Origin of the sequence: Nocardia sp. JMUB6875 (assembly GCF_041154655.1) — a bacterium.
Classification (GTDB): domain Bacteria; phylum Actinomycetota; class Actinomycetes; order Mycobacteriales; family Mycobacteriaceae; genus Nocardia.
The window spans coordinates 94,301-113,418 of the sequence record NZ_BAAFGR010000003.1; the positions used below are offsets into that span (position 1 = coordinate 94,301).

The following is a 19,118-nucleotide window of genomic DNA, read 5'->3' on the forward strand; positions in this document are numbered from 1 at the left end:
AGGTAGTCGGCAATGTCTTTGCCCGACCCTACCCGAGTGCCGGGTTATGGTTTCCGGGCAGTTCGATGGTCGTTCCACCCCGATCGAAAGACTCTGCCCAATTGAAAGGATGCGCCGTGACCGCGCCGATCGCGCTCAGTTGCGTCACCATCGACTCCGCCGATCCGTTGCGGCTGGCCGAGTTCTACAGCGCTCTGCTGGATTGGCGAATCATGCACGCCGAGGATGGATATGCGCTGATCACCGATGGGAAGTCGGTCATGTGCTTCGGGTTCGTAGAGGGGCATACCGCTGCGCCCTGGCCCGATAATCCGGCGCAGCCCAAGCGGGTGCATGTGGACCTGAATGTCGCCGATATCGATCAGGCCACCGATCTTGCCGTCTCCCTGGGTGCGACCATCCCCGAGTTTCAGCCCGGCCTCAATCCCGATTGGGACAATCAGTTGCCGTGGGGCATCGTGCTCGACCCCGAGGGTCACCCCATCTGCCTGAATCTGCGGGAATAGCAGAGCTTTTGCGGCTACCGTGGCTGCATGCCGGATGCCGTGCGTATCGATGATCTGGTCATTGCCCGCGCCACACCGGCGGAATGGGCCACCGTGGTGGGGTGGGCCGCCGCCGAGGGGTGGAATCCGGGGGCGCGGGACGTCACCGCGTTCTTCGCGCAGGATCCCGACGGGTTCTTCCTCGGGCGGGTCAACGGGGAGCCCGCCACCGCGGTGTCGGTGGTCAACTACGGCGACGAATTCGCCTTCCTGGGTTTCTATCTCGTGCGAAAGGACCTGCGCGGGCGCGGATTCGGGCTGGCCACGTGGGAAGCCGGGATGAAGCATGCCGGGGACCGGGTGGTCGGGCTCGACGGGGTGCCGGACCAGCAGGACAACTATCGGCGCAGCGGTTTCGAACTCGCCTACAACAGTGCGCGATTCACCGGTGTACCGCGGCTTCCGCTCCCGGATAACACCGTAACCGCCCTCTCGCCAACGGATTTCGCCGTCCTGCACCCCTACGACTCCGCCTGCCACCCGGCCGACCGCCCGGACTTCCTCACCGCCTGGCTGAACGAACCCGGCCACCGAACCTTCGCCCGCATCGTCGACGGCACCGTCACCGGCTACACCACCCTGCGCCCGGCCCGCGATTCGCTGCGCGTCGGCCCTTTGTTCGCCGACACCCCCGCCGACGGACGCCAACTCCTGGCCGCACTCGCGGCGCATGCGGCGGGAATGCCGCTGGCAGTGGATGTTCCGCTGAACAACGAGGCGGCGGTGCGGCTGATGGAGGAGGCGGGCCTGAAGCCCAGCTTCGAAACGGCCCGCATGTACACCGGCCCGGTCCGGGAATATCGCGCCGACCGGATCTTCGGGGTGACGACGCTCGAACTCGGTTGAGCCGACCGGCCCACGTCACCACCGCAAGGGCGATCCGGCGGGGATTGTGCTGGCGGGCAAGGGAAGACCGGAGATTTTCGTGGTCGTTCGCAGCAGGCGGCCGATCGTGGTGATGTACAGGGTGGTGTCATCGAAGGCGAGGGAGGAGACGAACCCGCCGTCCGGGATTTCGAGCAGGGTGTCGAGCGCGCCGTCGGGGCCGAATCGTGCGATGGCCCCGCCGCTTCCGAGTGCGACCCAGACTCCGCCCTCGGCATCGACCGCGAGACCGTCGCACTCGCCGCGCGGCGCGGTGGCGAAAACCCTTGTCTCCCCGTCGCGTATCGCCAGTACTCGGGCTCGCGCGTATTCGCTGACGTAGAGCGTCGTGTCGTCGGGGGAGAAGCCGAGCCCATTGGGCCAGGCGATGCCGTTGGCGGCCTCGCTGACGGTTCCGGTGGGATCGATCCTCAGGACTTCACTGGGCCCGGCGGTTTCGCCCTGCTGGGGTCGGTGCCGCAGGACGCCCACGTACAGCGACCCGTCGGGTCCGGTGGTGATGTCGTTGAGCCCGGTGGCGCCCTCGACCGTCAGGACCGTGCGCTGCCCGGCCGGACCCGTGTACGCCAGGTCGCGTCCGGTCATGATCAACCCGCCGTCGGCATGGGCCGCCAAGCCGCCGATCCCGCGCCGGGAAGCGACGACGGATTCGGTTGTGCCGTCCCGGAATCGGAACACACCGCCACCGGTCACATTCGAGAAGGCAACACCGCCATCGGCTTCCACCAGCGGCGCTTCGAGCAGCCCGGGTGTGGAGTACAACTCGGTGAGCATAGGTCCCCCTCCGCTACCAGGATGACGGCCGCACCCGGCCGGGGGTGACCACGCGCGCGAGAGCGTTGCGCAATTCGAAGGTCGCCCCGGGTCCGAGCGTAGCGCCCCACCGCTGGGTGAAGTGTGCTGCCGCGGCGTCGGCGGCACGGGTGCAGGCCCAGCCGCGATCGGTGAGGGTGACGATTTTGGCCCGGGCGTCCCCGGGATGCGGATTGCGTTGCGCGTAGCCCTTTTTGACCAGCTCCTCGACCAGCTGGCTGGCGGCCTGCTTGGTCACGCCCAGATGCTCGGCGATCTCGCCGACCGTCGCGCCGTTGGGCGCCATGCGCACGAAGGCGAAGCCGTGGCTGGGGCGGATATCGGTGAATCCGGCCGCCACACAGCCGTCGTGGATGGCGTCGGTCACCTCCGCGGCGGCCGCGAGCAGCAGCATCGGCAGGTCCTGTGCGTATCCGGGCATGCCTGGAATCTTGGCACTTGACAGATTGGTCAACAAGCTTGACCATATTGGTCAAGCAGCTTGACTAAGGAGATCGCAATGCCCGTCATCCACGCCGCCGACGTCCAACCCCACGAAATGCACGGCTCCCGCTTCTTCCCCCTGGTCCGTCCCAGCACCGGCAGCAAGGAACTGTGCCTGTGGCGGCTCGAGGTCTCGCCCCGCACCGACGGTGTCGCGCACCGGGTGCTGCGCGAGGAGGCCTTCGTCGTCCTCGCGGGCGGCATCACCATGACCATCGATGGCGAATCGGCCGAGCTGTCGCCCGGCGACGCGGCCCTCGCCCCGGCCGGATCGGTCATCCGCCTCGACAATCCGTCCGATGGCCCGGCCGAGGTTCTCGTCAACGCCCCGGTCGGTTTCAGCGGTGAACTCCCCGACGGCACGGTCATCAGCCCGCCCTGGGTGAACTGACGACCGTGCCCGGTTGCCCGATGTTCGGCCGAATCGGCCCGACGCTCAGCCGAATTGCGCGCTGGTAATGGCGACCGACGCGTTGTCTGCGCTGTCGCTCAGGCACGGGCCGACCAGGGATGCGCCGTTGAGCGCGGCCTGGGAGACCGTGAGCTGTTGTCCCGCACCGGGTCCGCCGGTGATGGCGACGGTGTTGGTCTTCGGCGCGCCCGCACCGCCGGGCACGTCGTACGGGCCGGAGAAGGTACTCCGCTGTCCGTCGGCCCAGGCAATGACGCCGTCGACGGTGCCGTTCACGTCGAAACAGCTACCGGTGCCGGCGAAATCGGCCTTCACGGTGCCTGCCGAGGAGGGCGTGCCCTGGCAGCCGGACAGGTTGCCGGTGACCGCGGCCTTGACCGGCGACGTGGACAGGCCGATGGGATTGGTATTGAACGAGATCTGCCCGCCACTGCACGTGCCGGACAGCGGGTCCGCCTGGGCCGGTGCGGCCAGGGCGAGCGGTGCGGCGAGTGCGGCGAAGGTGAGCGTGGCGGTCGCGAGCGCGGCCTTTCCGGAAGTGATCATGACGAGCCACCTTTCGTGAGGTTCACGGGATGGGGTCTTTCGGCTATCCGAGCCATGCGCGCAAAGCGAGAGTAATAGCGAATTCGCATCGTCAGTACTGTGATCGGGGCCACGGCCGTGGCCGGTCGGCGCGGGACGGCTGAGTCTTCGGATCCGGTGGCGGAAGCTGCACATTTCTTGGCCGCCCGGGACAGGCCGTGGCGGTGATTGTCCCGGCCGGTCCGGTCGAGCACGATGTGCACATGTTCGACTGGGACCTGGTGCGCGGCACCGCCAGCGTGCATGTACTCGTGCGGCTGGCCGAGGAGCGCGGCATGTCCGCGGCGCGGGCGCTGGCGGGCAGCGCCCTCACCGCCGAGGCGGTGCGCGATACCGATGCGACGGTCACCGCTCGCCAGGAGGTCACCGTGATCCGGAACCTGCTCGCGCGCTTCGGCGCCGAGCCCGGTCTGGGCGCGGAGGCGGGCCGGAACTATCACATCGCGCTGTACGGGCCGTGGGGTCTGGCGCTGCTGTCGAGCGGCACCCTGCGTCAGGTCATCGAGGTCGCGTTGCGCTACCTGGATCTGGCCTTCGTCTTCGGTCGGCTCACCTTCGTCGAGGGGGCGGAGCAGAGCAAGCTGGTCTTCGACGGCGCCGAGGTGCCCATGGACGTGCGGCCCTTTCTGGCCGAGCGCATCCTGTCCGGCATTCAGACCATCGGCCGTGAACTGTTCTCCGCCGGAGTCCCCGCGACCCGGGTCACCTTCCGGCACTCGGCACCCGGCGATACCTCCCGCTACCGCGAAATCTTCGGTGTGGAACCGCTTTTCGACGCCGGTGAGGACGCGATCCACTTCGCCTCCGCCTTCCTGGATTTCCCGCTGCCGCAGGCCGACGATTGGACCCGCGCCGGCTGCGAACAGCTCTGCCGCGATCTGCTGGACCGCCGCCGAGCCCGCACCGGAACCGCCGGGGCGGTCCGAAACCTGCTGGCCCGCAACCCCGTCGCCCTGCCCGGCCACACCGCGGTGGCCGCGGAACTGTGTCTGAGCCCCCGCACCCTCACCCGTCGCCTCGCCGAGGAGGGCACCACCTTCCGCGCCCTGCAGGACGAGGTCCGCCGCCTGCTCGCCGAGGAACTGCTCACCCACACCGATCTGTCCTGCGACCAACTGGCTGCCCGGCTCGGCTACGCCGACGCCGCCTCCTTCATCCGCGCCTTCCGTCGCTGGACCGGCCGCACCCCACAGGAATACCGCCACCGGCACGCCTGAGCCCGGTCCGACTTCCCCGCCGGTTTCTGGCACGTGTTCTAATTTGGTAGGAAGATCAACCGCTAGGGGAGGCAGCATGGTCGCGTTCGCGTTCTTCACCGAGGAGAACGGCCGCTACATCGCGTCGCCGATGGCCGTCAGTGCCTGGTCCACGGGGCAATTGGCGGGTACGGCCGTGTGCGGCCTGCTGGCGCACCAGCTCGAGACCCACAGTCCCGGGAGCGGGTTCATCCCGGCTCGGTTCAGCGCGGACATGTTCCGGCCGGTCCTCAACGAGCCGATCGAGCTGCGGAGTTCGGTCATCCGGGACGGCAATCGCATTCGCGTGGCCGATGCCTCGATCGTGCAGCAGGGCGAGGTTCGGGCCCGCGCCAGCGTGCACTACCTGGCCGCCACCGAGGAGCCCGCGGGCGAGATCTGGCAGCCCGACCGGTACCTGCCCATTCCCGAGCGGTCGCTGGATGGGCCGTACGGCAACCCGCCGCTGTTCAAGTCCGGCACCGACGACTGGACCCACGATTTCGCCTCCGGCGTCAACCCGTACCGGAAAGCGGCCTGGCACAACATGCCGACCTTGATCGAGGGCCTGGCCATCACCCCCTTCGAATGCGTCGCGTTCGTCAGTGACGTCACCAATCTGGTCAGCAACTGGGGCACCACGGGGATCAACTACATCAATTCCGATGTCAGCCTGACCCTTTCGCGCCTGCCCGAGACCCGCGAACTCGGCATCGTCGCCCAGGACCGGATCGCCGCCAACGGCATCGCCGTGGCCACGGCCGTCCTCTACGACCGCGGCGGCCCGCTGGGCACCAGCACCATCAGCGCCCTGTCCAATTCGATCCGCCGCGTGGACATGGCGGAATTCGCCGCCTCCCGAGGCTTTTCGGAGCCCAGCGCGCACTGACCCGCGCGAAATGGGTATGCGGGAACCATGGATACCGCATCGAAGATCGATTGGAAGGGTCTGTGGCGGAACGAGTACGGTTCCCGCCTCACCATCACCGACGACACCGGCGGCCGGCTGACCGGAACGTTCGAAACCGCGTTGTCCGACAGCTCCTTCGCGGGCAACGAGGTTCCGATCATCGGCCTGCACACCGGCCCGTGCGCCCAATTCTCGTTCGTCGCACCGGGTTCCATTCCGAGTGTCTGCTCCTTCACCGGCCTGCTCCGGGACGGCGACCTGCATGCCGCCTGGCATGTCGTCTCGGATCAGGCGATCAAACCCCCGCGTCCCGGCGCCGAGCCGGAACTGCTGACGCTGCCCTGGGCGCACGCGGTGCTCACCAACAGCGACACCTTCACCAGGGCGGAGTGACCGCCGCGGTCGCAATATCACGATTCGGCATCTTCGCCTACCGGGCAGTAGGTGATCTCGTACCGTCTGTGGCGATTCGCCCCAGCGCTCGACGAGGACACCCATATCGTGAAACTGAAGCACTGCCTTTCCATAATCGCGATCGCCGCCGCCGCAACGCTCGTCGGCCTGCCCGCCGCGAGCGCCGACAGCGGCAAGTATGTGGCGCTGGGGGATTCGTACGCGGCCGGTGTCGGGATCTCCAACATTCTCGACAAGACCTGCTCGCGGTCCGATCGCAACTACGCCCACCTGTTCGCGGCCGCGCGCGGTTACAGCCTGACCGACGTGACCTGCGGCGGGGCGACCACCGATACGGTGACCAGCGGGCAGCTCTCGGCCGTCACCGCCGACACGGCGCTGGTCACCCTCGGCGTCGGCGGCAATGACATCGGCTTCGGGGCGATCGTGAAGGACTGCGTGACGGCGGGGACGCTGGGCACCGGATCGGGCACGGGCAGTGCGGCGCTGCAGGCGCTGGGCACCGGAAGCACCAGCGGCAGTGCGGAACTGCTGCTGGGCTGCAAGAACAAGTACGACGCCGATATGCCGAACCGGTTCTCCCAGGTGTCGGCGAAGGTCGCGAAACTGGTGTCCGACATCCGGACTCGCGCCCCGCACGCCCGCATCGTGCTGGTCGGCTACCCGCACATCCTGCCCGACAACGCGGCGCTGTGCGCGGGCCGCCAGCCGGTGCTGCCCGGCGATGTCGACTGGGCGCGGGACACCGTCGTCGGCGGGCTCAACACCATGCTGAAGTCGCAGAGCGGCACCGAGTACTTCAGCACCTATGAGCTGTCCAACGGCCACGACGCGTGCGAGGCGATTCCGGACCGCTGGGTCAACGGCACCTCCGTCGACAATGGCGAAGGCGCGCAATTCCATCCGAACCAGTACAGCCACGCCGCGACCGCCAAGCAGATGATCGCCACGCTCTGATTCAGCTCGGCTCGGCGGCCTCGCGGTGTTCGAGGCAGCTGTGCACGAAGTCCTGAACCACCGGGTCGGTGTCCGCGGCGGGCCGCCAGACGACGCCGACCCGGGTCGGGCTGACCCCGCTGACCGGGCGGTACACGATGCCGGGCTTGGCGAAGAAGCGCGCCGAGGATTCCGGCGCGAGCGCGATCCCGTAGCCGTTGGCGATGGCGATCAGCCAGTCGTCGGTGCGGTCGGTGACCGCGCCGATCCGCACCGGATGCCCCTCGCGTTCGTCGGCGGCCAGCCAGAAGTCGCGCCACGCACCGGTTTCCGGCGGGGCCGCGATGAACGGCTCGTCCCACAGCTCGCGGAACGCGATCATCTCGCGGTCGGCCAGCGGGTGCGCGGCGGGCAGCGCGACGCAGCGCGGCTCGGTCAGCAGCCACTCCACCCGCAACCGCTCCTGGCCGGGAAAGGGCAAGCGCAGCAGGGCGATATCGACCTCGCCCGCGACCAGCCCCGCGGTCGGATCCGACCATTCCGCGGCCTGCCGCATCTCCACCCGCCACTGCGGCCGACGCCGCGCGAACTCCGCGATGATGAGCTGGGTGGCCTCATTGGCCGCGCTGGCCACGTACCCGACCCGCAGCACCCGCGCCGCCCGGCTCGCCGCGCCCCGGGTCTCGGTCAGCGCCGCGTCCCAGCTGCCCAGCACGCCCGGCACCCGCTCGGCCAGTGCCCGGCCCGGATCGGTCAGTGCCATACCGGCTTTGGAGCGGGTGAACAGTTCGACCCCGAGCTGGGCCTCGAGCTGCTTGATCTGCTTGGTCAGCGCGGGTTGCGAGACGAACAGGCGCGCGGCGGCGCGGCTGAGATTGCCCTCCTCCGCCACCGCGGCGAAGTACCGCAGCAACCGCGTGTCCACATCCATGCCATCAGGTTATAGATGCAGGTATTGGACGTGCGAACTCCGCTGAACCAGGGTCGAATACATGTTCATCACCTACCTGGCCGTCACCGTGATCGCGATCGTCATGAACGGCGCGATGGCCGTCGCCGATCTCGCCCGCGCCGATTTCGTGCTCGCCAATTCCGCCGCTGTACGGTTCCCGCACTCCCTGGTCCCGCTCGCCGGAATCCTCAAGGGCGCGGCCGCGCTCGGTCTGGTGGCGGGCCTGGCGGGCTGGCGGCCGCTCGGCATCGCCGCCGCGCTGGGCCTGACCCTCTACTTCGCTCTCGCCCTGATCGTCCACGTCCGCGAGCGCGTCTTCCGCAACATCGCCTTTCCCGGCGCGTACTTCGCCGTCGCCGTGGGCGCGCTGGCGCTGGCGGTGGTGCGGTAGCGGGCTCTGTATAGTCGGGCGAACATCTTGTGACGATGTCGGGAACCCGGTGTGATTCCGGGACGGTCGCGCCACTGTATTCGGTCCGCCACGGCGGTCGGGAGTCAGACCCTGCCTCGTCGCATTCCTACGCGCGGGGACGCGGGTTCCCCGAGAAGGTCTCGCGAGCATGTCGATCGATCCCCGTCCGGCCTCCGCCGTACCGTCCCGCCGGCTGCGGCATGTCCTGCACGACTGGACGCGCCGGGACTGGATCGAGGCCGGGGTGCTGCTCGGTGTGGTCGCGCTGATCCACATCGTGGCCTTCGGGCTGCTGTTCGGGGCGGTCGCGCCGCACAGCTATCAGCTCGGCTCCCAGGTGTTCGGCGTCGGACTGGGTTTCACCGCCTACGCGTTCGGCCTGCGCCACGCCTTCGACGCCGACCACATCGCGGCCATCGACAACACCACCCGCAAGCTGATGACCGACGGGCAGCGGCCCAAGTCCGTCGGCTTCTGGTTCGCCATGGGGCACGCGACCATCGTCTTCGTGCTGGCGGCGCTGGTGGTGGCGGGGGCCCGCGTGGTCGGCGTGCTGTTCGACGACGATTCGACGGCCCGCAAGACCCTGGGCACGGTGTCCACGGTCGCCTCCGGATCGTTCCTGTATCTGATCGGCCTGATCAATGTGGTTGCGCTGATCGGGATCTGGCGGGTGTTCCAGCGGAGCCGGCGCGGCGAGTTCGACGCCGCGGAACTCGAGGCCGCGCTGCAGGCCCGCGGCGTGCTGGCCCGGATGCTCGGCCCGGTGATGCGGGCGGTCCGCCGCCCGGCGCAGGTCTACCCGGTGGGCATCCTGTTCGGTCTGGGCTTCGACACCGCCACCGAGGTGGCCCTGCTCGCCCTGGCCGGTTCCGGCGCGGCCGCCGGACTGCCCTGGTACGCGATCGTGGTGCTGCCCTTGCTGTTCGCGGCGGGCATGAGCCTGATGGACACCCTCGACGGGCTGTTCATGAACGTCGCCTACGACTGGGCCTTCTCCGAGCCGATCCGCAAGATCTACTACAACCTCACCATCACGGCGCTGTCGATCGCGGTGGCGCTGGTGGTCGGCTCGATCGAATTGATCACCGTGCTGCACGACGACGCCGACTTCGTCAATCCGGTCACCGACTGGATCGCCGGGATCGATTTGAACAATGTGGGATTCGGCATCGTCGGCCTGTTCGTGCTGGCCTGGATCATCGCCGTCGCCTACTGGCGCTGGGCGAACGTCGAAAAGCGCTGGGCTTCAGCGCCTTCCGACTGATTCGATTTCTCATGCCGCGGCGGCCAGGCCGCGGGCGGCGGGCAGCGGGGTGACCGTCGCCGGTTCGCGCCGCGGCCACACCCGCACCGCCACCGTGATGCCGATCGCCGCGAACCCGGCCAGGACCACCCAGGTGGTGGTGAAACCGGCTGTGGTGGTGAGCCATCCGGTGATCGGGTAGGTCACCAGCCAGGCCAGGTGCGAGAGCGAGAACTGGGCCGCGAAGAGGGCGGGCCGCTCAGCCGGTTGCGACGACTGCCGCAGCACCTGCCCGGTGGGCGTCAGGATGGCGGCGGTGCCCGCGCCGGTGAGCGCCCACACCGCGATGGCCGCACTCCACCGCCAGTCACCCGAATCCGCCAGCGACAGTGCGATTGCCGCGCCCAAGCCGCTCAGCAGGGTCGCCGCACCGGCCAGCATCACCGGGCGGGCGCCGGCGCGATCGAGCACCCGGGGGAGGGTCAGCGCCACCAGCATGGTGCCGAAGCCATTGGCGGCCAGCAGCATTGCCACGCCCGACTGGTTCCCGCCGAGGGTGTCCCGCACGTAGTTGACGGTATTCACCATGACCACCGACCCGGCGGCCGCGACCACCAGATTCAGCCCGAGCAACCCGCGCAGCCGGGGCGTGGCGGCGAAGATGCGCACGCCCACCGTGATCCGCTCCCGGAACGAGTCACCCTGTGCGACATTCGCGTTCGGAATCCGGGTGGCGACGACCAGCAGGGCCGACACCCCGAAGCCGATCGCGGTCCCGACGAACAGCCAGTGGAAGCTCATCACCGTCAGCGCCGCGGCCGCCAGCATCGGGCTCAGCAGCGTCTCCATGGTCGCCGCCAGCTGCGCGGCCGACAGTGCGCGGGTGTACTGCTTCTCGTCCGGGAGGATGTCGGGGATCACGGCCTGATACGTGGGTGTGTATGCGGCGGAAGCGGTCTGGAGCACCGCGATCAGCACGTAGATCTGCCAGATCTGATCGATGAACGGCAGCGCCAGCACCACCGCGCCGCGCACCAGATGCAATGAGGTCAGGAATGTCCGCCGCGGCAGCCGCCCGGCGTACGCCGCCACCACCGGCGCGACCGTCACATAGACCAGCATCTTGATGGTGAGCGCGGTTCCGAGCACCGCGGCCGCGCCACCACCGGCCAGGTCGTAGGCGAGCAACCCCAGCGCGACGGTGGTCAGGCCGGTGCCGAACAAACCCGATACCTGGGCGGCGAACAGCCGCAGATAGTCGCGATTACGGAAGAGCGAGTTGGGAGTAGGGGCGGGAACCATCGGAATCACTTCCTCGAAGTAGGTGGGTCGGTCGGCTGCTGGTCGGACATCGGCATTCGCACATCGCCCACTCCTCTCCGGTCCGGTTTCCGTCTACCCGCAGAAATTTAATACCCCTAGGGGGTATATGCAACGGGTCGCCCCGTGATGCGCGCCACGATGGGCTTCGAGTACGGTTGAGGGGTTCCGAATGTTGCTGGGGCACAGAACTGCTGGGGGCCTTCATGTCGGCGCTGGGACGACCGGGATGGGTGCTCGCCGGGCGGTACCGGTTGATCGAGAAGCTGGGTACCGGCGGGTTCGGGACCGTCTGGAAGGCGCGCGACGAGCGGTCGCGGGTCGATGTCGCGGTGAAGGAAGTGCTGCTCCCGCAGGTCGAATCGGGCGCCGAGCACGCCGAGCGGGTCGCGCGAGCGGAACGCGAGGCGCGCAATGCCACCCGGCTGCGCGACCATCCGAACATCGTCAGCGTCCTCGATGTCGTCACCGACGGCGTGACGCCCTGGATCGTCATGCGCCTGGTGCCGGGCCGATCCCTGAAGCAGCGAATCGACAGCGACGGACCGGTGCCCGCCGCGGAGGCCACGACCATCGCCGCCGCGATGTTGCTTGCGCTGCGGGCCGCCCACGAGGCCGGTGTGGTCCACCGCGATGTCAAGCCGGGCAATATCCTGCTCGCCCCCGACGGCGAGGTCCTGCTCACCGATTTCGGCACCGCCCGCCATCATTCCGATCACACGCTGACCGCCAAGGAGACGCTGATCGGCTCGTTCGAATACATGGCGCCCGAACGCATCGACGGCGACGACACACCGGCCGGGGACATGTACTCCCTCGGCGTCACGCTCTATCACGCGGTAGAGGGCTTCTCGCCGTTCCGCCGCGACACCATTCACGGAACCATGAAGGCGGTGCTGTTCGGTGCGGCCCGCCCGCCCGCGCACGCCGGGCAACTCGGGCGGCTCATCACCGAATTGATGGACAAACAGCCGGAGCGACGGCCCTCCATTCCGGAGGCGATGGCACTGCTCACGGCCCGGACGACACCGGCGTTGGCATCGAAATCGCAAGCACCCGCCGGGAATTCGCGACCATCGGTGTCCGGCCGGAAGCGTCGCGAGGTCGGCCAGCTGCTGGCCCGCGCCCGCGATCACCAGAAGCGCGGTGATATCGGCGAGGCCGAACGACTACTCCGCAAGGCCGCCGCGATGGAGGACGCCCTGTCCATGTCCTTCCTGGCGCGACTGCTCGAAAACCGGGGCGCCCGTACCGAGGCCGAACGCTGGTATCGGCAGGCTGCCGAGAGCGGTGAGACGCTCTCGATGCTCACTCTGGGGCACATGTGTATGAAGGCGGGCGATCTCGACCAGGCCGCCTACTGGTACCGCCGCTACGTCGACCATGGCCACGTTCTCGGAAAGGTCCACCTGGCAACGGTTCACGAGGCCCGGGGTGAGGACGACAAGGCCGAACGCCTCTACCGCGAGGTGGAACGGGACGGTGACATGGTCGCCCTGAAGGCGCTGGGCGATCAGTGGAAATCCCTGGGGCGCACGGAAGCCGCGAAGCGCGTCTACAGCAGATCCGCCCGCGCCGGCTATGCCCCCGCCAAGGCGGCCCTCGAAGGCCTGTCCCCGCGCTAGACCTTCGCGAGATTTCTGCCGGAAACCGGCAGGCCAGCCCCGGCACCGCCTAGTATTGGTCACGTGACCAGCTTGAGGGCGCGCGGGGATCGGATCCCGTGAACGCCCGTATCGATATGCCGATCATCCCGCCCACCGTCCTGAGCGGGATCGTGGAGATCGGCCGGCGGGAAGGGGCCGGGGTCGACGCGTGGTTCGTCGGCACCGGGCTCGAGGCCGCGCACATGCTGGCCCCCGACCCGGGCAAGGTGTCGTTCCGCCAGGCCGCGACCGTGCTGCGGCGGGCCGTGCGGGAGCTGCCCGGGAAGCCCCTCGGCATGCTGGTCGGCGGCCGGGACATGCTGCTGTCGATGGGGATGCTCGGGGTCGCCATGCGCTCCTGCGCCACGCTGGGCGACGCGGTGTCGGTGGCGCTGGATCTGCATCTGGCCTCGGGCAGCCTCGTCGACGTGGATCTCGAATACTTCGGCGACGAGGTCGCATTGCGCTTCCGGGAGCGGCGGCCCGAGCCCGAGCTGCGCCGGTTCCTCATCGAGGAGGCCCTGTCCACCGTCATGGTTTTCGCGCGCACGGTCGCCGGTCCGAACTGGTCGCCGTCCCGGGTGGAGCTGACCTACCCGCCCCCGTCCTACGCCGCCGAGTACGCGCGGTTCCTGCGCTGCCGGGTGGAATTCTCCGCCGACGCCGACCGCGCCTTCTTCCCCGCGAGCGTGCTCGATATCGCCTTCCCGACCCATCACGAACCCACCCGGGCGCTCGCCGTCGACGCGTGCCGCCGACTGCTGGGCGCGGATCGCCGGGAGTCCGATGTCGTGGCCGCGGTCGAGGCCGTGCTCGAACAGGATCTGCGCCGTCCGCTGTCGGCGGCCGATGTCGCCGCTCATCTCCACATGTCCGAACGCACCCTGCGGCGTCAATTGGCCGTGGCCGAGCAGAGTTTCAGCACGATCCGGGATCGGGTGCGGCAGCGGCACGCGATCCTGCTGCTGCGGGAATCGACGCTGCCGGTCGCGCTCGTCGCGCGCGAGGTCGGCTACAGCGATATCCGGGATTTCCGGCGCGCCTACATCCGCTGGACGGGACACCCGCCCAGCGCCGAACGGCTGGCGGGCTAGCGAGGGGGGATTTCCGGCCAGTGCGGGGCATGCGCGGTCAGCGTGCGGCCGGCGGATGTGACCGCGTTCACCCGGCCTTAGATTTCTGGCCAGCCGCTGGTCACCCTGCCAGGCGGCGAAGAATCGCGAAGGATCCACCATGCGGAACACTGCACGTACCCGGATGACCCTGGCGGTCGCCACCGCGGCCCTGATCACGCTCGGCGCGGAGGCCGCGACGGCCAATGCCGCGCCCGCGGCCGCCGATCCGGCCCCCGCCCCGGCCGCGCCCGCCGCCCTCGTTCTGCCTGTGGCCGACGCGGTTTCGCCGATCCCGACCGCGACGCCCATCGACGCCCAGACCGATATCAACAATGCGCTGAACCAGGCCGGGAACGAATTCATGCTGGCCGCCACCGTGGGCACCATGGCCGGCGGTGTGGTCGGACTGGTCGCGGGCTGCGCGATCGGGGCCGTCGTCGGCATGATCGGCGGCTGCATCCCCGGGCTGGGGATCGGCGCGGCGGTCGGCCCGATCCTCGGCGGTGTCATCGTCGGTGTTCCGGCCGGGCTGGCCGCGCTCGGACAGGCCTACGCCACCCTGCACGCGGCGGGCGAGATCAGCGCGCCGCTGCCCGCCATGCCCTGACCTGAGCGATCGAAATCGGGAGTCACGTGAACAACCGCGCCGAATTCATCGGGCTGGCAGGCGCTTACGGCGCTCAGGGGCTCGGGTACGCGACGCTGGTCACCGTGCTGCCGCAGCTCGAGACGCGGCTGCGGATCAGCGAGGCGACGGTGTCGCTGTTGCTGCTGGGTGTGTGCGTCGCGGCGGCCGCGGGGTCGGCGCTGGCCGACCTGGTGGCGGTGCGCTGGGGCAGCCGGCAGGCGCTGTGCTCGGGGTTCGTGCTGGAAGCCGTCGCGCTGGGCGCGATCGCGTGGCTCACCGACTTCGGCGTCTTCGTCCTCGCCCTGGCCGCCTACGGAATCGGGCTGGGCATGGTCGACGCCGCGTCCAATATGCAGGGCGTGCTCGCGCAGAAGCGCAGCGGCACTTCCCTGTTCGGGCGGTTGTACGCCTCCTATACCGCCGCGGCGGTGGGTGGGGCGTTGCTGGTGTCGGCCTGCCTCGCGACCACCTCGTCGCGGCTGCCGCTGCTGCTGACCGCGACCGTGCAGCTGGCCGTCGCATGCGCCGGTGTCCGCGTGTTCGATCGGGCGCGGGCCGCGCATCGGCCCCATGACGACGCCGCGCGGCGAGATCCATTGCCGCGCAGCGGAATCTGGTTTGTCGGGTTGCTGGTGCTGGCGGCGTTCACCGTCGATTCGGCGGTTTCCGCCTGGGGCACGGTGTATCTCGCCGATGGTCTGCGGGTCGCGAGCGCGGCCGCGCCGCTGGGGTATGCCGCCTATCAGGCGGCGGTGTTCCTGGCCCGGCTCGCCGTCGATCCGGCGGTGCGGCGCTTCGGCCGCCCGCGGCTGGCCACCGCGGCCACGGCTATCGGGGTGGCGGGATGCGGTGTCGTCGCGGCCGTTCCGACATTGATCGGAGCGGTCGCCGGGTTCGCCGCCGCCGGTGTGTGCACCGGGATCCTGGTGCCGATCGCGTTCGGTGCGGCGGGGGAGTTGCGACCCGACCGGAGTGACGAGGTGATCGCCCGGGTCAACCTGTTCAACTACGCCGGAGCCGTCGCGGGTGCGGTGGCGCTCGGATTGGTCGCGGCCGGTCCGGCGCTCGGCTACGCGTTCGCTATCCCGGCCGTGGTGCTGCTCGTCGCGGCGCCCGCGCTGCGGCGGCTGCGCCATGATGACGGAGACGAGAACGCGATCCGCCGCCCGGCCGCGGTCGGCGGCCGACCGGAAAGGGCGCGGTGATCCGATGTCGCACAAGGAATTCGACGAGGCGCGCGAGGCGGTGGCCGCGGCGGCCCGGAAGCTGGCCGCGGCCGGGCTGCTGATCGGCACGGCGGGCAATGTGAGCCTCGCGGTGGGTGAGCACGTGGCGGTGACCGCGACCGGGGTCCGGCTCGCCGAGGCCGGACCCGAGCACGTCACCGTCGTGGATCCGGCCGGACGGGTGGTCGCCGGTGAGCTCGCGCCCACCTCGGAGCTGGAACTGCATCTGGGCGTGTACGCGCGCTTCGATGCCGCCGCGGTGGTGCACACCCACGCGGTCGAGTCCACCGCGCTGTCGCTGGTCGTGGATGAGATCCCGTGCCTGCACTATCAGCAGTTGCTGCTCGGCGGCGTGATCCGGGTGGCGCCGTTCGCCACCTTCGGCACCCCCGAACTGGCCGCGCACGTGCTCGCCGCGCTGGACGGCAAGCGGGCCGCGCTGATGGCCAACCACGGTGCGGTTGCCCTCGGCTCCAGCCTGGACGACGCGGTGGAGAACACGCTGCTGCTGGAGTGGCTGTGCGAGATCTACCGCAAGGCAACGGTTTCGGGGCCGGTGCGCACGCTGAGCGAGGAGCAGCAGCTGGCCGTCATCGAGGCGGCGCTGCGCCGCGGCTACGGCACCACCCATCGTTTGGAAGAACAGGACACGTAGTGGAGCAATCGATTATCTGCCTGGGAGCGCACGTATTCGACGTGCAGGTGCGGCCGGTGCAACAGATCCCCGAGGGGCAGGGCGCGACCCTGGTCGAGCAGATCCGGTTCAGCCCGGCGGGCACCGCGGGTGGCACAGCTTTGACGCTGGCGAAACTCGGTGCGGCCGTGCGCTGCGCGGGCGCGATCGGCACCGACCCGATCGGTGACCTGCTGCTGGCCATGCTCGACGCGCGCGGCATCGACACCTCGCTGCTGTTGCGGCGCAAGGAAGTGCAGACCTCGGCATCGGTGCTGCCCATCCGGCCGGACGGCAGCCGCCCCGCCTTCCACGTGCCCGGGGCCAACCTGACCTACGGGCCGGACGACGCCCCGCACGAGGAGATCGCCCGCGCCACCCACCTGCATCTGGGCGGGCCGGAGCTGATCGGCGGGGAGGCCGCGGCGCGGATTCTCGAACCCGCGCGCGCCGCGGGCGTCGTCACGTCGGCGGATCTGCTCGCCTCGGGCGATCCGGGCGTGCTGGCCTGGATCGCCCCGGCGCTGCCGCACCTGGATTACCTGCTGCCCAACGACGATCAGGTGCTCGGCTGCACCGGCGCCGACACCCTCGAGCAGGGCTGCCGCGAACTGGTGGACCGCGGCGTCGGCTGCGTGGTGGCCACGCGTGGCGCCGAGGGCGCGCTGGTGGTCACCGCCGCCGAGACGTTCGCGGTACCGGCCTTCGCCACCGACGTCGTGGACACCACCGGGTGCGGTGACGCGTTCTCGGCGGGGTTCCTGCGCGGTATCGCCCTGGGCCGGGATCTGCGTGCCGCCGCCGTATTGGGTTGCGCGGCAGCGGCACTCGTGGCGCAGGGGCTGGGCAGCGATCACGGCGACTTCGATCTGGCCGCCGCCGACGCCTTCGCGGAAGGGACCGCCACGCTGTGAGCGAGAAGACGGACGTCATCGTCGTCGGCGCGGGGCTGGCGGGTCTGACCGCCGCCCGCGAACTGGTGGCCGCAGGGCTGAATGTCACTGTCCTGGAGGCACGTTCGCGTGTCGGCGGCCGGACATTGAACCACGACCTCGGCGACGGCCGGGTGGTCGAGGCGGGCGGCCAGTTCGTCGGTCCCACGCAGGATCAGATTCTCGGGCTGGCCCGCGACCTCGGCGTGCGGACCTTCCCCGCCTACAACGAGGGCGCCAGCGTCTACGTGCGCGGTGACTCCGCGCGTCGATTCACCGGCGAGATCCCACCGGACGTGCTGGCGCTGCCGGATCTGGGCGTCGCCATGCATCGCATCAACACCCTGGCCCGCACCATCCCGCTCGACAAGCCCTGGCGCGCCGACCACGCCCACAAGTGGGACGGCATGACCTTCGAGAGCTGGCTGCGCGGCACCACGCTCACCGACGGCGCGCTGGATCTGGTGAACGTCTTCCTCGGTTCGGCCTACGGCGGGTCCGCCGCCGACGCCTCGCTGCTGTTCAGCCTCTGGTACATCGCCGGTTTCGGCAACGAGACCACACCCGGCACCATCGACCGCGGCATCGGCGTCACCGGCGGCGCGCAGGAATCCCGATTCGTCGGTGGCTCCCAACGCATTTCGGAGCTCCTATCCGAGCAGCTCGACGGTCGGGTGGTGCTGGATTCCCCGGTGCGAATGATCGAGCAGGACGCCAACGGAGTGATGGTGATCGCCGATTCCGGCATTTACCGGGCGTCCCGGGTGATCGTGGCCATCCCGCCCGCCCTCGCCGCCCGCATCGCCTGGCGTCCACTCCTGCCGCCGCAGCAGGATGCCCTGTTCTCCCGCCTGGCCTTCGGCACCTTGATGAAATGCGAAGCGGTGTACAAGGAACCGTTCTGGCGCGCCGACGGACTCAACGGCCAGGGCGTCTTCCGCGCCGATTCCCCCGTCTGCTCCATGTTCGACAACACCCCGCCCGACGGCGGCCCCGGTGTCCTGATGGGTTTTGTCGGCGGCGCGGAGTGGCGCAAGTGGGCGCACCGCCCGCCCCGGGAGCGCCGCGGCGCGGTGCTGCGCCAGTTCGCGAAGGTCGTCGGCAAGGACGCGCTGCGCCCGCTCGACTATTTCGAAATGGATTGGACCGCAGAGGAATGGACCCGGGGCGGCCCCACCTCGGTCCCGGGCCCCGGCGTCCTGTCCACCCTCGGCTCCTGGCGTGACACCCCCTTCGGCCTGGTGCACTGGGCGGGCGCCGAGCACGCCGACCACTGGAACGGCTTCATGGACGGCGCGGTCCGCTCCGGCCGCGACACCGCCCGCGCCGTCCTCACTCAGATCTGACGAAAGAGCCCCCATGCCAGCCCATTTCGAAATCTCGGAACGCGCGATCATCCCCGCCCCCGTAGACCGCGTCTGGGAAGTCATCTCCAATACCGCCCGCTACGCCGAATGGGTAGCCGCCGTCCTCGAGGTAACCGACCACCACGGCCCCGCCGAGGTAGGCAAAACCTACTCCGAACGCAACCGCACCCTGGGCCCCCTGACCACCCGCTCCGTCTGGACAGTCCGAGAAATCGACCCCCTCCACCGCCGCGTGGACACCGGCACCGGCTTCGCGCCCCTCCATGAAATGACCAACATCTTCGAATTCCGCCCGGTCGAAGCCGGAACCGAAATGACCTACGCCGTCCGCTACCAAAGCACCCCCGCCCCCTTCGGCCACCTCCTCCACCGCATAGTCCAAC

The 19,118-nt window shown here is 69.5% G+C and carries 22 protein-coding genes and 1 riboswitch; of the genes, 17 read left to right on the top strand and 5 right to left on the bottom strand.

What is annotated here, in order from left to right; all coding sequences use genetic code 11:
- Window positions 1-116 precede the first annotated feature (116 nt).
- Together ACAM49_RS01655 and ACAM49_RS01660 are read left to right on the top strand one after the other, a co-directional pair.
- The gene (locus ACAM49_RS01655) at window positions 117-506 is read left to right on the top strand and encodes a VOC family protein (protein WP_040805667.1); all 390 of its coding nucleotides are present in this window, start codon (window positions 117-119) and stop codon (window positions 504-506) included.
- A gap of 27 nt (window positions 507-533) precedes the next feature.
- The gene (locus ACAM49_RS01660; RefSeq protein WP_369633650.1) at window positions 534-1,391 is read left to right on the top strand and encodes a GNAT family N-acetyltransferase; all 858 of its coding nucleotides are present in this window, start codon (window positions 534-536) and stop codon (window positions 1,389-1,391) included.
- Between the two features lie 15 nt (window positions 1,392-1,406).
- Here ACAM49_RS01660 and ACAM49_RS01665 read toward each other — a convergent pair whose 3' ends face one another.
- Together ACAM49_RS01665 and ACAM49_RS01670 are read right to left on the bottom strand one after the other, a co-directional pair.
- Window positions 1,407-2,204, bottom strand: a complete 798-nt coding sequence (locus ACAM49_RS01665; protein ID WP_369633651.1) for an SMP-30/gluconolactonase/LRE family protein — start codon at window positions 2,202-2,204, stop codon at window positions 1,407-1,409.
- A 13-nt stretch (window positions 2,205-2,217) separates the two neighbouring features.
- Complete coding sequence (locus ACAM49_RS01670) at window positions 2,218-2,664, bottom strand: MarR family winged helix-turn-helix transcriptional regulator (protein ID WP_369633652.1); 447 nt, start codon at window positions 2,662-2,664, stop codon at window positions 2,218-2,220.
- A gap of 78 nt (window positions 2,665-2,742) precedes the next feature.
- On the opposite strand from ACAM49_RS01670, the gene ACAM49_RS01675 reads away from it, so the two are divergent.
- On the top strand, window positions 2,743-3,117 hold the full coding sequence (locus ACAM49_RS01675) for a cupin domain-containing protein (protein ID WP_369633653.1): 375 nt from the start codon (window positions 2,743-2,745) through the stop codon (window positions 3,115-3,117).
- Between the two features lie 45 nt (window positions 3,118-3,162).
- Here ACAM49_RS01675 and ACAM49_RS01680 read toward each other — a convergent pair whose 3' ends face one another.
- Window positions 3,163-3,684, bottom strand: a complete 522-nt coding sequence (locus ACAM49_RS01680; RefSeq protein WP_369633654.1) for a hypothetical protein — start codon at window positions 3,682-3,684, stop codon at window positions 3,163-3,165.
- A 197-nt stretch (window positions 3,685-3,881) separates the two neighbouring features.
- Here ACAM49_RS01680 and ACAM49_RS01685 point away from each other — a divergent pair, with 197 nt between their 5' ends.
- From ACAM49_RS01685 to ACAM49_RS01700, 4 genes are all read left to right on the top strand, one after another.
- Window positions 3,882-4,940 (top strand): AraC family transcriptional regulator, encoded by a 1,059-nt coding sequence (locus ACAM49_RS01685; protein WP_369633655.1) that lies wholly within the window; start codon window positions 3,882-3,884, stop codon window positions 4,938-4,940.
- Window positions 4,941-5,016: 76 nt separating this feature from the next.
- Complete coding sequence (locus ACAM49_RS01690; protein WP_369633656.1) at window positions 5,017-5,847, top strand: acyl-CoA thioesterase domain-containing protein; 831 nt, start codon at window positions 5,017-5,019, stop codon at window positions 5,845-5,847.
- Window positions 5,848-5,874: 27 nt separating this feature from the next.
- A complete protein-coding gene (locus ACAM49_RS01695; protein WP_369633657.1) occupies window positions 5,875-6,261 on the top strand; it encodes an avidin/streptavidin family protein in 387 nt (128 codons plus the stop codon).
- 51 nt (window positions 6,262-6,312) lie between these two features.
- The gene (locus ACAM49_RS01700; RefSeq protein WP_369633658.1) at window positions 6,313-7,239 is read left to right on the top strand and encodes an SGNH/GDSL hydrolase family protein; all 927 of its coding nucleotides are present in this window, start codon (window positions 6,313-6,315) and stop codon (window positions 7,237-7,239) included.
- Between the two features lies 1 nt (window position 7,240).
- On the opposite strand, the gene ACAM49_RS01705 is transcribed toward ACAM49_RS01700, so the two are convergent.
- Window positions 7,241-8,149 carry a LysR family transcriptional regulator gene (locus ACAM49_RS01705; protein ID WP_369633659.1) on the bottom strand — a complete coding sequence of 303 codons (909 nt, stop codon included), beginning with the start codon at window positions 8,147-8,149 and terminating at the stop codon, window positions 7,241-7,243.
- Window positions 8,150-8,210: 61 nt separating this feature from the next.
- Here ACAM49_RS01705 and ACAM49_RS01710 point away from each other — a divergent pair, with 61 nt between their 5' ends.
- On the top strand, window positions 8,211-8,561 hold the full coding sequence (locus ACAM49_RS01710; RefSeq protein WP_369633660.1) for a DoxX family protein: 351 nt from the start codon (window positions 8,211-8,213) through the stop codon (window positions 8,559-8,561).
- Window positions 8,562-8,601: 40 nt separating this feature from the next.
- A riboswitch (cobalamin riboswitch) is annotated at window positions 8,602-8,672 on the top strand.
- A gap of 58 nt (window positions 8,673-8,730) precedes the next feature.
- Window positions 8,731-9,849 carry a HoxN/HupN/NixA family nickel/cobalt transporter gene (locus ACAM49_RS01715; protein ID WP_369633661.1) on the top strand — a complete coding sequence of 373 codons (1,119 nt, stop codon included), beginning with the start codon at window positions 8,731-8,733 and terminating at the stop codon, window positions 9,847-9,849.
- Between the two features lie 9 nt (window positions 9,850-9,858).
- On the opposite strand, the gene ACAM49_RS01720 is transcribed toward ACAM49_RS01715, so the two are convergent.
- Entirely contained in the window at window positions 9,859-11,130 is a 1,272-nt protein-coding gene (locus ACAM49_RS01720) for an MFS transporter (RefSeq protein WP_369633662.1), read from the bottom strand.
- 224 nt (window positions 11,131-11,354) lie between these two features.
- Between ACAM49_RS01720 and ACAM49_RS01725 the strand changes: the two genes are divergently transcribed.
- From ACAM49_RS01725 to ACAM49_RS01760, 8 genes are all read left to right on the top strand, one after another.
- The gene (locus tag ACAM49_RS01725) at window positions 11,355-12,773 is read left to right on the top strand and encodes a serine/threonine-protein kinase (RefSeq protein ID WP_369633663.1); all 1,419 of its coding nucleotides are present in this window, start codon (window positions 11,355-11,357) and stop codon (window positions 12,771-12,773) included.
- Window positions 12,774-12,871: 98 nt separating this feature from the next.
- Window positions 12,872-13,888, top strand: coding sequence for an AraC family transcriptional regulator (locus ACAM49_RS01730; protein ID WP_369633664.1), 1,017 nt, complete (start codon window positions 12,872-12,874; stop codon window positions 13,886-13,888).
- 139 nt (window positions 13,889-14,027) lie between these two features.
- On the top strand, window positions 14,028-14,516 hold the full coding sequence (locus ACAM49_RS01735) for a hypothetical protein (protein ID WP_369633665.1): 489 nt from the start codon (window positions 14,028-14,030) through the stop codon (window positions 14,514-14,516).
- Window positions 14,517-14,542: 26 nt separating this feature from the next.
- Window positions 14,543-15,742: a sugar MFS transporter gene (locus ACAM49_RS01740; protein ID WP_369633666.1), complete on the top strand. Its 1,200-nt coding sequence runs from the start codon at window positions 14,543-14,545 to the stop codon at window positions 15,740-15,742.
- A gap of 4 nt (window positions 15,743-15,746) precedes the next feature.
- Window positions 15,747-16,418 (top strand): class II aldolase/adducin family protein, encoded by a 672-nt coding sequence (locus ACAM49_RS01745; protein ID WP_369633667.1) that lies wholly within the window; start codon window positions 15,747-15,749, stop codon window positions 16,416-16,418.
- The gene (locus tag ACAM49_RS01750) at window positions 16,418-17,350 is read left to right on the top strand and encodes a carbohydrate kinase family protein (protein ID WP_369633668.1); all 933 of its coding nucleotides are present in this window, start codon (window positions 16,418-16,420) and stop codon (window positions 17,348-17,350) included. The genes ACAM49_RS01745 and ACAM49_RS01750 overlap by 1 nt, the downstream gene beginning before the upstream one ends.
- Window positions 17,347-18,714, top strand: coding sequence for a flavin monoamine oxidase family protein (locus ACAM49_RS01755; protein WP_369633669.1), 1,368 nt, complete (start codon window positions 17,347-17,349; stop codon window positions 18,712-18,714). The genes ACAM49_RS01750 and ACAM49_RS01755 overlap by 4 nt, the downstream gene beginning before the upstream one ends.
- A 13-nt stretch (window positions 18,715-18,727) precedes the next feature.
- Window positions 18,728-19,118: SRPBCC domain-containing protein (locus ACAM49_RS01760; protein ID WP_369633670.1), on the top strand; the 391-nt coding region annotated here is incomplete at its 3' end.

Coding starts and splice junctions, on each gene's coding strand:
- ACAM49_RS01660 (WP_369633650.1), top strand. CDS start 534: ATGCCGGATGCCGTGCGTATCGATGATCTGGTCATTGCCCGCGCCACA.
- ACAM49_RS01665 (WP_369633651.1), bottom strand. CDS start 2,204: ATGCTCACCGAGTTGTACTCCACACCCGGGCTGCTCGAAGCGCCGCTG.
- ACAM49_RS01670 (WP_369633652.1), bottom strand. CDS start 2,664: ATGCCCGGATACGCACAGGACCTGCCGATGCTGCTGCTCGCGGCCGCC.
- ACAM49_RS01675 (WP_369633653.1), top strand. CDS start 2,743: ATGCCCGTCATCCACGCCGCCGACGTCCAACCCCACGAAATGCACGGC.
- ACAM49_RS01680 (WP_369633654.1), bottom strand. CDS start 3,684: ATGATCACTTCCGGAAAGGCCGCGCTCGCGACCGCCACGCTCACCTTC.
- ACAM49_RS01690 (WP_369633656.1), top strand. CDS start 5,017: ATGGTCGCGTTCGCGTTCTTCACCGAGGAGAACGGCCGCTACATCGCG.
- ACAM49_RS01695 (WP_369633657.1), top strand. CDS start 5,875: ATGGATACCGCATCGAAGATCGATTGGAAGGGTCTGTGGCGGAACGAG.
- ACAM49_RS01705 (WP_369633659.1), bottom strand. CDS start 8,149: ATGGATGTGGACACGCGGTTGCTGCGGTACTTCGCCGCGGTGGCGGAG.
- ACAM49_RS01710 (WP_369633660.1), top strand. CDS start 8,211: ATGTTCATCACCTACCTGGCCGTCACCGTGATCGCGATCGTCATGAAC.
- ACAM49_RS01715 (WP_369633661.1), top strand. CDS start 8,731: ATGTCGATCGATCCCCGTCCGGCCTCCGCCGTACCGTCCCGCCGGCTG.
- ACAM49_RS01720 (WP_369633662.1), bottom strand. CDS start 11,130: ATGGTTCCCGCCCCTACTCCCAACTCGCTCTTCCGTAATCGCGACTAT.
- ACAM49_RS01725 (WP_369633663.1), top strand. CDS start 11,355: ATGTCGGCGCTGGGACGACCGGGATGGGTGCTCGCCGGGCGGTACCGG.
- ACAM49_RS01735 (WP_369633665.1), top strand. CDS start 14,028: ATGCGGAACACTGCACGTACCCGGATGACCCTGGCGGTCGCCACCGCG.
- ACAM49_RS01745 (WP_369633667.1), top strand. CDS start 15,747: ATGTCGCACAAGGAATTCGACGAGGCGCGCGAGGCGGTGGCCGCGGCG.